17 protein-coding genes are annotated in these 14,730 nt (G+C 63.6%); 10 read left to right on the top strand and 7 right to left on the bottom strand.

Annotated features, from left to right (window positions below; genetic code table 11):
* Window positions 1-4: 4 nt before the first annotated feature.
* The 3 genes from ACQ5ID_RS06270 to ACQ5ID_RS06260 all read left to right on the top strand — a co-directional run bounded on the left by ACQ5ID_RS06270 (window position 5) and on the right by ACQ5ID_RS06260 (window position 3,142).
* The gene (locus ACQ5ID_RS06270) at window positions 5-1,108 is read left to right on the top strand and encodes a PA0069 family radical SAM protein (protein ID WP_429911601.1); all 1,104 of its coding nucleotides are present in this window, start codon (window positions 5-7) and stop codon (window positions 1,106-1,108) included.
* Window positions 1,109-1,397: 289 nt separating this feature from the next.
* Window positions 1,398-1,985 carry a ribonuclease HII gene (locus ACQ5ID_RS06265; RefSeq protein WP_429911600.1) on the top strand — a complete coding sequence of 196 codons (588 nt, stop codon included), beginning with the start codon at window positions 1,398-1,400 and terminating at the stop codon, window positions 1,983-1,985.
* 56 nt (window positions 1,986-2,041) lie between these two features.
* On the top strand, window positions 2,042-3,142 hold the full coding sequence (locus ACQ5ID_RS06260) for a site-specific DNA-methyltransferase (RefSeq protein ID WP_429911599.1): 1,101 nt from the start codon (window positions 2,042-2,044) through the stop codon (window positions 3,140-3,142).
* 167 nt (window positions 3,143-3,309) lie between these two features.
* On the opposite strand, the gene mutY is transcribed toward ACQ5ID_RS06260, so the two are convergent.
* Window positions 3,310-4,425 carry an A/G-specific adenine glycosylase gene (gene mutY / locus ACQ5ID_RS06255; protein ID WP_429911598.1) on the bottom strand — a complete coding sequence of 372 codons (1,116 nt, stop codon included), beginning with the start codon at window positions 4,423-4,425 and terminating at the stop codon, window positions 3,310-3,312.
* On the opposite strand from mutY, the gene ACQ5ID_RS06250 reads away from it, so the two are divergent.
* A complete protein-coding gene (locus ACQ5ID_RS06250) occupies window positions 4,424-4,990 on the top strand; it encodes a DciA family protein (protein WP_429911597.1) in 567 nt (188 codons plus the stop codon). The genes mutY and ACQ5ID_RS06250 overlap by 2 nt on opposite strands.
* A gap of 153 nt (window positions 4,991-5,143) precedes the next feature.
* Here ACQ5ID_RS06250 and ACQ5ID_RS06245 read toward each other — a convergent pair whose 3' ends face one another.
* From ACQ5ID_RS06245 to ACQ5ID_RS06235, 3 genes are read right to left on the bottom strand one after another with little or no spacing between them, the layout of a single operon-like run.
* Window positions 5,144-5,701, bottom strand: a complete 558-nt coding sequence (locus ACQ5ID_RS06245) for a YceI family protein (RefSeq protein WP_429911596.1) — start codon at window positions 5,699-5,701, stop codon at window positions 5,144-5,146.
* A gap of 36 nt (window positions 5,702-5,737) precedes the next feature.
* On the bottom strand, window positions 5,738-6,322 hold the full coding sequence (locus tag ACQ5ID_RS06240; protein WP_429911595.1) for a cytochrome b: 585 nt from the start codon (window positions 6,320-6,322) through the stop codon (window positions 5,738-5,740).
* Between the two features lie 6 nt (window positions 6,323-6,328).
* Window positions 6,329-6,925 (bottom strand): YceI family protein, encoded by a 597-nt coding sequence (locus tag ACQ5ID_RS06235; RefSeq protein WP_429911594.1) that lies wholly within the window; start codon window positions 6,923-6,925, stop codon window positions 6,329-6,331.
* A 295-nt stretch (window positions 6,926-7,220) separates the two neighbouring features.
* Here ACQ5ID_RS06235 and ACQ5ID_RS06230 point away from each other — a divergent pair, with 295 nt between their 5' ends.
* Entirely contained in the window at window positions 7,221-7,499 is a 279-nt protein-coding gene (locus ACQ5ID_RS06230; RefSeq protein WP_429911593.1) for a hypothetical protein, read from the top strand.
* A gap of 295 nt (window positions 7,500-7,794) precedes the next feature.
* Window positions 7,795-9,579: an acyl-CoA dehydrogenase gene (locus tag ACQ5ID_RS06225; RefSeq protein WP_429911592.1), complete on the top strand. Its 1,785-nt coding sequence runs from the start codon at window positions 7,795-7,797 to the stop codon at window positions 9,577-9,579.
* Between the two features lie 360 nt (window positions 9,580-9,939).
* Here ACQ5ID_RS06225 and ACQ5ID_RS06220 read toward each other — a convergent pair whose 3' ends face one another.
* Window positions 9,940-10,323 carry a DUF4870 family protein gene (locus tag ACQ5ID_RS06220; protein WP_429911591.1) on the bottom strand — a complete coding sequence of 128 codons (384 nt, stop codon included), beginning with the start codon at window positions 10,321-10,323 and terminating at the stop codon, window positions 9,940-9,942.
* Window positions 10,324-10,406: 83 nt separating this feature from the next.
* On the opposite strand from ACQ5ID_RS06220, the gene ACQ5ID_RS06215 reads away from it, so the two are divergent.
* Genes ACQ5ID_RS06215 through ACQ5ID_RS06200 form a run of 4 tightly spaced genes read left to right on the top strand, consistent with a single transcriptional unit; the run spans window position 10,407 to window position 12,716 of the window.
* Window positions 10,407-10,667, top strand: a complete 261-nt coding sequence (locus tag ACQ5ID_RS06215) for a hypothetical protein (RefSeq protein WP_429911590.1) — start codon at window positions 10,407-10,409, stop codon at window positions 10,665-10,667.
* Window positions 10,668-10,684: 17 nt separating this feature from the next.
* Window positions 10,685-11,014, top strand: a complete 330-nt coding sequence (locus ACQ5ID_RS06210; RefSeq protein ID WP_429911589.1) for a YbjQ family protein — start codon at window positions 10,685-10,687, stop codon at window positions 11,012-11,014.
* Window positions 11,011-11,802 (top strand): signal peptidase I, encoded by a 792-nt coding sequence (lepB, locus tag ACQ5ID_RS06205; protein ID WP_429911588.1) that lies wholly within the window; start codon window positions 11,011-11,013, stop codon window positions 11,800-11,802. The genes ACQ5ID_RS06210 and lepB overlap by 4 nt, the downstream gene beginning before the upstream one ends.
* A 41-nt stretch (window positions 11,803-11,843) precedes the next feature.
* Window positions 11,844-12,716: an SDR family oxidoreductase gene (locus ACQ5ID_RS06200; protein ID WP_429911587.1), complete on the top strand. Its 873-nt coding sequence runs from the start codon at window positions 11,844-11,846 to the stop codon at window positions 12,714-12,716.
* Window positions 12,717-12,930: 214 nt separating this feature from the next.
* Here the strand turns inward: ACQ5ID_RS06200 and ACQ5ID_RS06195 are convergent, their stop codons facing one another.
* Window positions 12,931-13,515 carry a methyl-accepting chemotaxis protein gene (locus tag ACQ5ID_RS06195; protein WP_429911678.1) on the bottom strand — a complete coding sequence of 195 codons (585 nt, stop codon included), beginning with the start codon at window positions 13,513-13,515 and terminating at the stop codon, window positions 12,931-12,933.
* An 18-nt stretch (window positions 13,516-13,533) separates the two neighbouring features.
* A complete protein-coding gene (locus tag ACQ5ID_RS06190) occupies window positions 13,534-14,628 on the bottom strand; it encodes a HAMP domain-containing protein (protein ID WP_429911586.1) in 1,095 nt (364 codons plus the stop codon).
* Between the last annotated feature and the right edge of the window lie 102 nt (window positions 14,629-14,730).

The raw sequence follows: 14,730 nt of genomic DNA, 5'->3' as shown, positions 1-14,730 counted from the left end.
GGCCATGAACGCGATCACCCCCGCTCGCCAGTCAGAGGCCCTGCCCGAGCCCTTCCAACCCAGCGGAAGAGGCGCGAAATCCAATGCCGCCGGCCGGTTTGAGCGCGCCACCGCGGAGCCGGTCGATGATGGCTGGCATAGCGACGCGCCGCCGCGCCAGATCAAGACCACGCTGATCCGCGATGGCGCGCGCTCCATCATCGCAACGAATGACAGTCCGGATATTAGCTTTGACCAGTCTGTGAACCCCTACCGGGGCTGTGAACATGGCTGCATCTACTGTTTTGCACGGCCCACCCACGCCTATTGGGGGTATTCGGCCGGATTGGACTTTGAGAGCGTCATCTTCTTCAAGCCCGGCGCGGCGGAGCTTTTGCGCAAGGCGTTTTCAAAGCCCGGCTACGTCCCGCGCGTGTTGGCCATGGGCAGCAATACCGATCCCTACCAGCCGGTGGAGCGCGATTTGCGCATTACCCGCGCCATTCTTGAAACCTGCCTGGCGTTCAGACACCCGGTCAGCATCATCACCAAGTCGGCGGGCGTGTTGCGCGATCTCGATCTATTGCAGGAGCTGGCGGGCATGGGTCTCGCCCATGTGGCGATCTCGGTGACGACGCTGGATGCGAAACTGGCGCGCACCATGGAGCCGCGCGCGTCCACGCCAACCCGGCGGCTTTCAGCCATCACGGCATTGAGCGAAGCGGGCGTGCCGGTCAGCGTCTTCACCTCGCCCATGATACCGGGGCTCAACGATCACGAGCTGGAAAACCTGCTCGGCGCAGGGGCAAAATCCGGAGCCCGCCATGCCAGCTATGTGCTGCTGCGCCTGCCGCTGGAGGTGGAGCCGCTCTTTAAACAATGGCTCTCGGTAGAGCGCCCCCTGTCAGCCAAGAAGATCATGGGGCTGATCGAGAGCACGCGCGGCGGCAAGGCGTATGACAGCCGCTTTCATGCCCGCATGCGCGGCGAAGGCCCTGTGGCGGAGCTGATCCGCGCCCGCTTTGAACGCGCCTGCCGGGCAAACGGGCTGTCGCGGAAAGTAGTGCCGCTGCGCACCGGTCTTTTCACCGTGCCGGAGAAGGAGAGCGATCAGTTGAGCCTGTTTTGATTTTGCCTACCTGGTTGTCATGGCCCGGCTTGCCTGCGCCCGCGCAGGCGGGTGTCCGGGCCATCCATGCCTGAGAGCTAGCTTTTCCCTCGTCCTTCGAGACGTTCGCTTCGCTCACCCTCAGGATGAGGGAAAAGCGCATCCCAAAGCCCTCATCCTGAGGGGCTTCGTCAGAAGCCGTCTCGAAGGACGAGGGCTTGGGCATGGATCACCCGCATGAAGCGGGTGATGACAAGGGATGGCTACCTCCCCCCTTTACCCCTCGTGCGCACCGCCCTAGCAAGGCGGTATGGCCACAGACGCGATTACCGCAGGCATAGACGAGGCTGGGCGCGGGCCGCTGGCCGGGCCGGTCGTGGCGGCAGCGGTCATCCTGCCTGCGGGTTTTTCAGCCCTGTCGGCGCTGGCGGACTCCAAAAAGCTCACCGCCAGACGCCGCGAGGCGCTGGCTGCCGTGATCCGCGCTGAAGCAATAGTGGGCGTTGGCATTGCCGAGCCGGCCGAGATAGACCGCGTCAACGTGCTGGAGGCCACGATGCGGGCCATGTCGCGCGCCTGCCGCAATCTGGCCCTCGCGCCCGAAATGGTGCTGGTGGATGGCAACCGCCTGCCGCATCTGGACTGCCCGGCAGAAGCGATTATCGGCGGCGATGGCAGCGAGCCGGTGATTTCTGCCGCCTCCATCATCGCAAAAACCGTGCGCGACGCGCTGATGATCGAAGCGGCACTGCGCTGGCCCGGATACGCGCTGGAGGGCCATAAAGGCTATGGCGCAAAGGCCCATATCTATGCCCTGCAAGGGCTGGGGGCCACCCCCATCCACCGGTTTTCGTACCGGCCTGTCGCGGCTGCGGCAGAAAAAAGTGCACACGGGTGATTCGCGCTTAACCCCTCGTTAGGCGTATCATTTCAAGCCTTTTGCACCGGATACGAATGAGGGTGGCGCTGGTGTCAACTGTTTTGCCGATAAATCAGGTCCTGCACGGGAACTGCGTGGAGATCATGCAGACCCTGCCTGACAACAGTGTGGATCTGATCTTTGCCGATCCGCCCTACAACCTCCAGCTTGGCGGCGATCTGCACCGCCCGGACAATTCCAAGGTGGACGCGGTCGATAATGACTGGGACCAGATTGGCGGGTTCGACGAGTATGATCTGTTCACCTGCGGCTGGCTGGAAGAGGCGCGGCGCATCCTGAAAGAGGATGGCGCGCTGTGGACCATTGGCAGCTATCACAACATATTCCGCGTCGGCACGTTCCTGCAGGATATGGGCTTCTGGGTGCTCAATGACGTTATCTGGCGCAAATCCAACCCGATGCCGAACTTCAAGGGCACGCGCTTTACCAATGCGCACGAGACCCTGATCTGGGCCGCCAAGCACAAGACCAGCAAGGTGACGTTCAACTACGCCGCGATGAAATCGCTTAATGACGGCGTGCAGATGCGCTCTGACTGGACGCTGCCGATCTGCTCGGGCGGTGAGCGCCTGAAAGCGGGCGATGGCCGCAAGGCCCACCCGACGCAGAAGCCGGAGGCGCTGCTGCACCGCGTGCTGCTCTCCACCACCCATCCTGGCCAGATCGTGCTCGACCCGTTCTTCGGCACCGGCACCACGGGCGCAGTGGCACGCAAGCTGGGGCGCAAATTCATCGGTATCGAGGCAGACGCCGACTATGTGACCCTCGCCCGCCAGCGCATCGAGGCGATCAGCCCCGGCGATGCCAGCGCGCTGCAGGTGACAGCCTCGAAACGCTCATTGCCGCGCATTCCGTTCGGCAATGTGGTCGAAGCCGGTCTGATCAAGCCCGGCGACACGCTGTTCTGCGCGCAAGGGCGGCGCACCGCGCGCGTGCGCGCTGACGGCTCGGTCACAGGCGGCGGCGAAACCGGCTCCATCCATCAGGTCGGCGCAGCCGTGCAAGGCGCGCCCTCGTGCAATGGCTGGACGTTCTGGCATATCCGCCGCAATGGCACGCTGATGCCCATCGATGTCTTACGCAGCCGCATCCGCGCGGAAATGGAAGAGGCTTAGGGACACCCCCAACCTCCGGGCCTTTCCCGGCGACTGCGATGCCTCTCCAGTGTCATCACCCGCTTCATGCGGGTGACCCATGCCTGAGAGCCTCCGCGTGCATGTCCGTCACAGGAATGGGTCCCCCGGACCTCGCTGACGCTCGGCCGGAGGATGACAATTTGCGTTCACAACGCCGCCTGCACGGCCTTCTTCATCGCTGTAGGCAGCCCCGCTGCGCGGATCGGATGTACGCCCACCCAGCGCGCGCCATCGGGCAGGCTGGCCCGTGCATCGAACGGCGCGGCAAAGACAGTCAGGCGCAATTCAAAATGCGTGAAGACGTGGGTGACGCGGCCCGCTTCGCGCCATCTGAGCGCCAGCGGAGCAGCCTCCTCTGGTGACGGCAACGCGCCGGCATCGTCCAACCAGTCCGTTCCCGGCACTTCCAGCATCCCGCCGAGTAATCCCTTGTCGGGGCGTGTGCGTGCCAGCACTTCGCGCGCCTCGCCTGATCCGCGAAAGACCACAAAGGCGAGGCCATGGCGCACGGGCTTTGCCTTCTTCGCGGCTTTCACCGGATAGCGCTCCTGATCGCCCGCCGCGCGCGCAGCGCAATGCACCTCCCACGGACACGCCCCGCATGAGGGTGCGCGCGGCGTGCAGACAACAGCGCCCAGATCCATGATGGCCTGTGCATAGTCTCCCGGACGATCCGGATCAGCCAGGCTGGCGGCCGCTTTACGGATTTGCGGCTTGGCAGAGGGCAGCGGGGTTTCGATGCGGAAGATCCTCGTAATCACCCGCTCCACATTGGCGTCCACCACACTGGCGGGCAGGTTGAAGGCGGCGGCGCGGATGGCGTGGGCGGTGTATTCACCAATGCCCGGCAGCGCGCGAAGCCCTTCCAGATCGCTAGGGAACACGCCCGCCAACTCACGCGATACCGCCTGTGCGCAGGCATGCAGATTGCGCGCGCGGGCGTAGTATCCAAGCCCCGCCCACGCGGCCATCACTTCCTCGCGCGGCGCATTGGCAAGGTCATGAACCGTGGGCCAGAGCGACAGGAATTTCGCATAGTACGGCGCGGCATGCGGCACAGTCGTCTGCTGCAGCATGATCTCCGACAGCCAGACCGCATACGGGTCTGACGCGCGCCCCGCCGCGCGCTCTTCAGGGCGGATGCGCCAGGGCAGGGTGCGCCCCTCCCGGTCATACCAGGCCAGCAGGCGGGCGCGCATGGCGGCGATGTCACCGCTCGCCGGGCTTGCCGCATCATCTCGAAGTGCCGACACTGTGCTCATGGATGAAAGCTGGAAACACGATCGCCAAAAGGCAATCACGCAGCGCAGGCGCATACGCTCGAAAAGCGATGCCGTCTCGCGCGCGGAGGCTGATCTGTGGGCCGTCGATCACCGGGGGAAACCCGCCATCAAGCCTCCGCCGCCCGCCGGACGTGCGCTGGCCAAGGTGCTGCGTCCGCTGGCGCGCGCCTTCGGGCCGGGTGCGTCCGAGCTGGAGGAGCATTGGGAGGCGATTGTGGGCGAGGCACTGGCGCGCTGGACCAGCCCTGAAAAGCTGCAATCAGGCACGCTGACCGTGCGGGCGCGCGGGCCTGCCGCCGCGCTGATCGAGGCGCAATCGGGCGTGATACTGGAGCGGGTGGCTCAATATGCCGGCAAAGCGCCCAAGCGCCTGCGCATCGTGCAAGGCTCGCTAGCTGCGCCCGCCGGGCCAGTACGCCGCGCGGCAAGCCGGGTGGTCAAACGCGCCGAACCCTTGCCCGAACCGCCCGCCGATCCGGCAGAACGGCTGGCCGCGGCGCTGGCTGATTTCGAGGCGGCGGTAAGGGAGCGCGAGGGGGGGTAGCATCGCCCTCGCCCTATCCAATGCTGTCATCCTCCGGCCGAGCGTTAGCGAGGTCCGGGGGACCCATGCCTCAATCTTTCCGCCCGGTCGCTCTTTGCAGGCATGGGTTCCCCGGATGGCTGCGCCACCGGGGAATGACAGCTTGGCGCAACCCTACCCCGCATCTGCCTCGATATGCAGGCGCACGGTGACGTTCGGCGCGACCTCGGCCCAGCTGGAGCCGCCGACGCCGAAGTCTGCCCGCAGGATTTCCAGTGTGCCTTGCGCCACGGCGCGGCCATCGCTGATCTCGACGGTGAAGGGCAGGACGGCATCGCGGCTTTCGCCCTTGATGGTCAGGGTGCCGCGTGCCTCATAGCCCTCATCTGTCGCCACGATCTCATCGGACACGAAGATGGCTTCGGAATATTCCGCCGGGTAGAGGCCGTCACGGCTGACGAGTGCGCTTTGATATTCACGATTGGGAATAGTGCCAGTCTCGCTGGTCACGCGCGCGGAAATACTCGCGTTTTCAAGGTCCTCCGGATCGAATGTGATCTCGGCTGAGAACTCGGCGAAACTGGCCGTCACGGCCTGGCCGAACACTCGGGTTTCGGCGGTGACTTCAGACGCCGCTGTATCGATAACCCAGTCCTGCGCAGCCACCTGCGCAGATAGTGGAAACGTGCCGGTCAGGGCAAAGGCAATAGCGGCGATGGACGAACGGATCATGGGGAGTTCTCCGCAAAAGGATTGTTTTTCTTGTAGTTATACGCGGAATTTCAGGAAGGGGATCATGCGCGTCAGCACATCATCCCTGTTGACGAAATGATGTTTCAGCGCCGCGCCGACATGCAGGGCCAGCAGCGCGAAGATCACCCACGCGCCGGCGCTATGGATAGACCCCAGCGGCTCGTAGGCCTCATTGGGCACCGGCAGATGCGGCAGTTCCAGCGCGGGGTTATTGGCGATGTAGGAGGGAAAATTGGTCGCCGAGGCTGTCAGCCAGCCAACCAGCGGCATGGCGATCATCACCGCGTAGAAAGCGATATGCGTGGCGCGCGCGGCTATTGCTTCCCACGGCTTCATGGTGGCGGGCAGAGGCGGAACCTTGTGCGTCAGCCGCCAGCCAAGACGGACCAGCGCCAGCACCAGAAGGCTGATCCCGATGGTCTTGTGCCAGTTATAATAGGTCTGCACCTCGGCAAAGGTGAGTTCGCCGGCCAGCGCCTGATCGCGCATATCCTCCATCTGCCAGCCCATGAAGATCATGCCGACCAGCAGGGCCGCCATCAGCCAGTGGAGGATGATGGCAACAGCCGTGTAGCGGGGTGTTTCGGTGGTGCTCGTCATCGCGCCCTAATCCCTTGCGACAAATTCCGCCTCGATAGATAGGCGCACCGTGTCGCCAATGAAATTGCCTGGCAAGCGGCCAACGTTGAACTGCGTCCGGTCGATCTCGAAATAGCCTCTAAATCCCAGCATGTTACGCTGGATCAGCGGATTGAAGACGCCGCCGTAAAACTCTGTTTCCATAATGACAGGGTGGGTGACCCCTTTAAGCGTGAGGAGGCCATGAACTTCGCCCGCCCTCTCACCTGTCACCACTATCCGGTTCGAAACAAAGACGATTTCCGGGTGGCGAGCGGCATCCAGCCAGCCGCGCCCGCGCAAGGTTTGGTCAAAATCAGGATCGCCGGTAGAGACCGAAGCCGCGTCCACGATTGCGGTGAGTTCGGCGGCTTCCGGATTGGCGGGATCGAACTGAAGGCTTGCGCGCACGCCATCAAAGCGCGCCGTGTACCAGGAAAGCCCCAGATGGCGCACCTGCCAGGTGACGCTCGTGTGCTCGCTATCCAGCTCCCACACGCCCGCAGGCAGCCGGGCGGGGTCCGTCACCGGCGCGGAGACGCAGGCCGTCAGCAGGAGCGTTATCGCAGCAAGGGCCAGACGCATGGGGCCAGTGTCCTTCAAGGCAGAACTCAAAGCTAGGGCGGACGGCGGAGATGTCATGGATCACCCTTGTTCGTTTCACCGGCGTAAACCGGTGCCCAGCCTTTCTGGGTCCCGGCTTGCGTCGGGAAAACGAGAATTGGATCCCGGCTCGGGGATCGGGACCCCGGTGGTTATCACCGAGCCTCTCAACCGGGGTCCCGGGCTTGACCCGGGATCCATTTTTGGAACCACGCGGCCATTTTCCCCGTGCCAGTCCCGCCCCACCAATGTAGAATTACGTGATGGGAGGCCGGTCATGCTGCGGCTGCTGGGCGCAATTCTGGTTGCAGGGATGGCCGTTCTCGCGGCGGCGCTTGGAGCGGCCTCGCTGCTTGATGCGCGCGCCACCGAAGGCGGGCGTGAGCTCGCTGCCGCGCTGGCGACTAGGGATGTGGACACGGCAGCAAGGCCGCTAGTGGATTGTAATGCCTACCGCGTCATCATTCTTGAGGATGATCCGGAAGCCGTCGATCTCCCGTTGCGGCCTACGCCCAGTGCTTTCAGCATTCTCACCGGCTGTCCTGACCCAAAGTAGGAGTCCCCCCGCCCGCTCCAGGCTGCCCCTCATGTCGTCGTTCCCGCGCAGGCGGGAACCCAGAACCAGTTGGCAACCGGCAGAGCCCTATGATCGTCTGAATTCCCGCGTTTCACCGGCGCAAGCCGGTGCCCAGCACTCTTTTTCTGGATTCCCGCCTGCGCGGGAATGACGAAGGGGGAGCGAAAGCAAATCCCGTTAGCCAGCACCCATCTGCCGCGCAGCTTCGCCCTCGCGTTCGGCGCACGCCGCGCTATGTTGTGCATCGCAAAAACCTGAACCGGGGAGACCATCCATGAGCTATCGCGCGCCCGTCCGCGACATCCGTTTCAGCCTGGAGGAAATCGCTGCGCTGGACAGCGTGCGCGCCACTGGCGCCTTCCCGGAGTTTTCCGGCGATCTGACCGGCGCGATCCTCGAAGAGGCGGCCAGGCTGTGCAATGACGTGATCGCGCCGCTGAACTGGCCGTCAGACCAGCAGGGCTGCACGCTCAAAGACGGCGAGGTGAAGACTCCGGACGGCTTCCCGACCGCCTATGCCAAATTCGTCGAAGGCGGCTGGCAGGGCCTGCAGTTCGGCACCGAGCATGGCGGCATGGGCCTGCCAAAGGCTCTCGGCTGCGCCCTGATGGAGATGCTGCAGAGCGCCTCGATGAGCTTCGGCCTTGGCCCGATGCTCTCCTTTGGCGCCATCGAGGCGCTGATCGCCCATGGCTCGGACGAGCAGCGCGCGCTCTATCTGCCAAAAATCATTTCCGGTGAATGGTCAGCGACGATGAACCTCACCGAACCGCAGGCGGGCTCCGATGTCGGCGCGCTGCGCACCAAGGCCGAACCGAACGCAGACGGCAGCTGGGCGGTCTCAGGCCAGAAAATCTACATCACCTGGGGCGAGCATGACTGCGCGGAAAACATCATCCATCTGGTGCTGGCGCGCACGCCGGACAGCCCGGCCGGCACCAAGGGCATCTCGCTGTTTCTGGTGCCGAAATTCATCCCCGATGCGAACGGCAATCCGGGCAAACGCAACGGGGTGAAGGCCATTGGCCTTGAACACAAGATGGGCATTCACGGCTCGCCCACCTGCACGATGGAATACGCGGGCGCGACAGGCTGGCTGATTGGCGAGGAAAACCGGGGCATGGCCGCCATGTTCACCATGATGAACTCGGCGCGCCTGAATGTCGGTGTGCAGGGCGTCGGCATTGCCGAGCGCGCCTATCAGCAGGCGTTTGAGTTTGCAAAAGAGCGCCGTCAGGGCCGCGCACCGGGCGGGGAAGGCCCTGCCCCGCACGCGATCATCGATCATCCTGATGTGCGCCGCATGCTGTCCCTGATGAAAGCGAAAATCGAGGCGGCGCGTGCGATCTGTTTCCACGCGGCGGTGGAAGGTGATCTGGCCGAGCACCATGGCGATGAGGACGAGGCCGCCTGGGCGCACCGCCGCGAAGAGCTGCTCATCCCCATCGCCAAGGCGTGGTCCACCGATCTGGGCGTGGAAGTGGCCTCGCTCGGCGTACAGATCCATGGCGGGATGGGCTTTATCGAGGAAACCGGCGCCGCCCAGCATTACCGCGATGCGCGCATCGCCCCGATCTATGAGGGTACGAACGGCATTCAGGCCATCGACCTCTCTGGCCGCAAGCTCTCCATGGAGGGCGGGCTGGCCTTTGCCGAGCTGATCGAGGATATCCGCCAGACGGTGGAGGATTGCGAGACCTCGTCCAACCCGGCTTTGCCGGAGCTGGCGGCGCGTCTGGGTCCGGCGGTGGATGTGCTGGAGGAAGCCGTCCAGTGGATGGCGTCGGCAGACATGGAAGACCGGCTGGCGGGCTCCACCGCCTTCCTGAAACTCACCGGAGACGTGACGGGCGGCTGGCTCCTGTGCGTCGGCGCGGTCGCCGCCCAGCGCCGCCTGAAAGAGGCAGAAGGCGATCAGGCTTTTGCCGAAAACCGCATCGCGCTGGCGGGCATTTATGCCGAAACGGTGCTGGCCGCCGCGCCGGGCCTGATGGGCGAAATCCGCATGGGCGCAGACACGCTGTTCGAGCCGGGTCTCGCCATGCTGGAGAGTGCTTGAGCTTTCTGAGTTCCTGGCCTTACCCATGTGTCATCCCCCGCTTCATGCGGGGAACCCATGCCTCTTTTAGTTCCGCAACGCATCCCCCGATCGTAGCCGGGGGCAAGCCGCGTTGCGATGTTCCGCGAACCCCCGCCTGCGCGGGGGCAGGCAGTCGCGGGCGCAAAGGCCCGTCCCCGGCCTGACCGGGGATCGCGCTTTTCAGGCCGCAAAGCGGCCTGAATAGACGCCGCTAGCACAAAACTCTCAGGCATGGGTGGCCCGGACAAGCCGGGCCATGACAGCTATGAGAGAGGCCCCGGATCGCTACGCGTCCGGGGTTTCAGCTGGATGACCTCGCGCTCAGGCAGGCAGAAACGCCTACACCCAGAACCCTGTCGGGTCGGCGTGGGTGCGCCCTTCGGTGAGGCGGATCAGCCCGACCACCGCGCGCACGATGAACCAGATAGCCGTTGCCAGCATGATGAGCAGGCCAAGGCCCAGCACCCAGATGGTCAGTATGCCAACCACCATGCCTGCCAGCCCGTACCAGAAAGTGCGTATCTGGTAGGTGTAGTGGTTCTTCAGCCAGTCGGGTGCCTCGGTCATGCGCACATAGGCCAGGATCACCGCAACAATGGCCGTCAGACCGGTCACGACCGAGAGAATCTGCAATATGTAGCAGACCAGAGCGAATGTGCGGTCCGTGTCGGTTGTGCCCGGAGCCGGGGGCGGCGCGGCTTGTGTGGTCTGCTCATCGGTCATCAGGCAAAGTCCTTTCCTGTCATCGGGTGCGGCGCTGAAACGACACTGTCACAAATTTAATGCAGGCGGCGTGGTGTTTCGCCTTGGTTGTGTGGCCCGGCGCGGCCAATATTCAGCCCATGATTGGTGTGGATAATCAAGCTGGCGTGCGGCCCCTTGTGTGGCTGGAGCGCACAATGTTTGGCGCTGGCGCGCTGGGAGTTCTGGCCCTTGGCATTCAACGCCAGGTGTCGGGCGAAGCCTTGGCCTATCCGCAATCGCTGCTCTGGATCGTCCCGTGTGCTGCACTTGCGGCAGGATGCGCACTGCTCTACTGGCGTGTCGCCACACGAACGCCGCAATGACAGGCAAGGAAGCCCCCATGACCACCCCCGCCATTATCGTGACCATGTCCGACAGCGTGCCCGGCCGCCAGATGGGCGATGTTCTGGGCATTGCGCGCGGCAGCGTTGTGCGCGCGCGCTTTGTCGGGCGGGACTTTGTCGCCGGCCTGCGCAATCTGGTGGGCGGTGAAGTGAACGAATACACGGACCTGATGGCGCAGACGCGCGAGCAGGCCATGGCGCGCATGATCGCGCATGCTGCCGAGCTGGGGGCGGACGCTGTTGTCACCTTCCGGTTTTCCACATCGACCATAACTGAAGGCGCTGCCGAGATCCTGGCCTACGGGACGGCGGTGAAACTGACATGACCGATCATTCCGGCCAGGGCGAAGTGCGCCCGCAGAACATGGTGACGGCCTTTTTCCGCCGGGTAGTGTCGGAGTTTGGCGAAACGATACGCTTTTTCGCCGGCGTGGCGGCGGTGTGGTTTGCGCTGGTGACGTTCGGGTTTGCCGCCTTCCACATCCCCTCTGAAAGCATGCAGCCTGCCCTGCAGGTCGGCGACCGCGTGCTGGTTTCGAAGTTTACCTATGGCTATTCGCGCCACTCCCTGCCGCTGAACATGGGCTATCTGCTGCCTGAGAGCTGGTCAGGGCGCGTCCTGAATTTTGGCGGACCGGCGCGGGGCGAGGTGATCGTCGTGCGTGATCCGCGCCAGCGCATCAACATCATCAAGCGCGTTATCGGCCTGCCCGGCGACACGATCGAGGTGCGTGGCGGGCGCCTGATTATCAATGGCGATGTGATGGAACGGGTAGAGCAGGATGTCATCCGCTACCGCACGCGCGAAGGCCAGGTGGTCGCCGTCACCGTGTATGAAGAGATCCTGCCCGAGGGTAACAGCCACATCATCTATGAGCGTACCGACAATGCGCTGCTGGACAATGTCGGGCCGTTCCGTGTGCCCAATGACAGCTATTTCCTGATGGGCGACAATCGCGATGCGTCGGCCGACAGCCGGGTGGCAAGCCAGCTGGGCTATGTCCACCGCGACAATATCGTGGGGCGCGCCTTCACGGTGCTGTTCACCTTTGCCAATTGCCGCAATGAGGAAGGGCTGGCCTGTCCGCCCTGGAGGGTCTTCCGCGGGCTGTAAACGCGTTCTACTCTCTTCCTTTGAAAAGGGAGGAGAGCCAGATGAGCCTCAAGGGAAAGACCATCTTCATCACCGGGGCCAGCCGGGGCATTGGCCTGGCGATTGCGGAGCGCTGCGCACGCGACGGGGCCAATATCGCCATTGCCGCCAAGACGGCTGATCCGCACCCCAAGCTCGAAGGCACGATCCACACGGCCGCCGCCGCCATCGAGGCCGCAGGCGGCAAGGCGCTGCCCATACAGTGCGATATCCGCGAGGAAGAGAGCGTGGAAGCCGCCGTGAAGCAGACCGCGGACACGTTTGGCGGTATCGACATTGTCATCAACAATGCCTCGGCCATCTTCCCCATGCCGACGAAAGACACGCCGGCCAAGCGCTGGGACCTGATGCATCAGGTCAATGCGCGCGGCACCTATGTCGTCACCCGCGCCTGCCTGCCCTGGCTCGAAAAGGCGGAAAATCCCCACATCCTTGCCCTCTCCCCGCCGCTGGACATGCGCGCCAAATGGTTCGGGCCGCATGTCGCCTATACCAGCGCCAAATATGGCATGAGCCTGTGCATTCTGGGCTGGTCGCAGGAATTCCGGGGCAAAATCGCCGCCAATGCCATCTGGCCGCGCACCGCCATCGCGACCGCCGCCATCGCCAATGTGCTGGCCGGCGAGGAGGCGTTCAAAAACTGCCGCAAGCCGGAGATTCTCGCCGAGACGGCCTACCGCGTGCTGGTGAAACCAGCGGCGAAGTTCACCGGCAATTTCCTCATCGATGACAGCTTCCTCGTCTCCGAAGGCGTGACCGATCTGGATCAGTATTCGGTGGAGCCGGGCGTGGAATTGCTGCCCGACTTCTTCGTGCCGGACGATCCCCCTGCTCCGCCGGGCGTGAAGATCATGGCGATCCCGCTGGGGCATTAACTGCCAGCGAGCCAAGTCCGCCATTCTTCGTCATTCCGGCGAAAGCCGGAACCTAGCTCTTTTAGCGCTGGGTTCCAGATAAGCGCTGACGCGCTTTCTGGAATGACGAGGGGTAAGCCGCGCACTTGCAACAGTTCCCTGCCAAGCGATCACAAGAAAAAAAACCCGGAACCTGCAGGTTCCGGGGTTTCATTTTCAGGACTTTTCAGGGCCGTCAGGCAGCCTGCACATCGCGGATATAGCGCTGGATGTCTGACTTGATCCGCTCGGAGCGTTCGGCAACCTGGGCGGCTGTCATCGCAACCTGATTGGCCGCCGCGGCGGTCGTGCCAGCGGCCTGCTCCAGCCCGCCCAGAGACCGCGACACCGCTTCGGCGCCCATTGCGGCCTCGTTCACATTGCGGCTGATCTCGCCGGTCACCGCCACCTGCTCTTCAGCAGAGGAGGCAACGGCGGTAGAAATCTGGCTGACCTCATCGACCACCTGCTCGATGCTGCGCACTGCCGTCACAGCCGTCTCGGTACCTTCCTGGATGGCGCGTATCTGCTCGATCACGGTGGCAGTGGCCTTCTCGGTCTGCTCGGCAAGCTGCTTGACCTCGTTGGCAACAACCGCAAAGCCCTTGCCAGCTTCGCCAGCGCGAGCCGCCTCGATCGTGGCGTTAAGCGCCAGAAGCTTGGTCTGCTCGGTCACGGCGCTGATAAGGGCGGCAACCTCGTCAATGGCGCTTGCCGCGTTGACCAGCACATCGATCCGGCTCAGCGCCTCATCCACCCGCTTGGTGGCATCGGACGCGATACCGGAGGTGCGCCCGATCTACACGGCCACTTCCTTGATCGAGCTGGTCAGCTCTTCAGATGCACTGGCCACTGTCTGCACATTGGCAGCCGTCTGCGTGGTGCTGGCCGACACGGTCTGCGTTTCAGCCGAGCTTTCCTCTGCGGTCGAGGCCATGGACTGAGCCGTTGATTGAAGCTCTTCGGCAGCGCTGGCCAGCGTTGCGACGGCCTCATCAATTTCCTTTTCGAAGGTGGCCGTCAGGGCATTGACCCGCTCGGCCTGCTCCAGCTTGCGGCGCGATTCCGCCTCCTGGGCTGCAGCCAGATCGCGCGCCTTGATGGATTGCTGCTTGAAAGCCTCCAGAGCCCTATTGAGGACCCCGATCTCGTCGCCCCGGTCAGCCTCGGCAATCTCGACCTCAAGATCACCGCCGGCCAGAGCGTTCAGGCGGCCAATGGCGCGGCCAATCGGCTGGCCTACGCCATAACGGCCGATCAGCACGCTGACCGCGCTGCCAGCTACAAGACCGATAACGATGCCGATAATCATCAGATTGCGGGCGGACTCGGCCGTCGCTTCAGCGTTCTCGAAAGCCGCCAGCTCGGCAGCGGATTCATAGGCGAGGAACGCATCCAGGGCTTCGCGCACCTCAACGCCAATCGGATACGCCGCGAAGGCGGCAGTCTCTGCGCGGGCCTGCAGGGATTGCCGGTCCATGCCGCGTAACCTGCGAAGCTGTTCCGCCTCAGCCTCAAACGCGGACACGAACCGCTCGAAAGGCGTCTGGATTGCGTTGAGATGGCGCTGGGCCTGCCCGTTGGAACCGCTGTTCAACAACGCTGTGTGCTCGGTGGCAAACCGTTCGCGGGCACCCCGTACGATGCTGCTGAGCTGGTCCACCTCTTCGGGCTGAATAGCCAGCCGGTACCAGGAACCGCGAATGGCCGTGAACGCATCAGCCATATTGGCGGCACGTTGCTGATCGGTAGACGCGGTGTGAATGCGGTACGCTGAATCGCGCACCTGGTGGACCTCATAAATGCCAAAAACGCCCAGTGCAGCGAGAACCGCCGCCATGGACGCCACAATAAGTAGAAGCTTGCCCATGACAGGCAGGTTGGACAGGCGCATCGGCGAATCTCCCGTGAAGAGCCAAACTCGCCCGACAGTTGAGTTGCGTTGGTTAACAGCGCTTAAACCATGCTGCGCATAGGGATAAATAATATATATTTT

This window comes from Glycocaulis sp., assembly GCF_050485565.1.
Lineage (GTDB): Bacteria > Pseudomonadota > Alphaproteobacteria > Caulobacterales > Maricaulaceae > Glycocaulis.
This window is presented reverse-complemented; position numbering and strand designations above follow the sequence as displayed.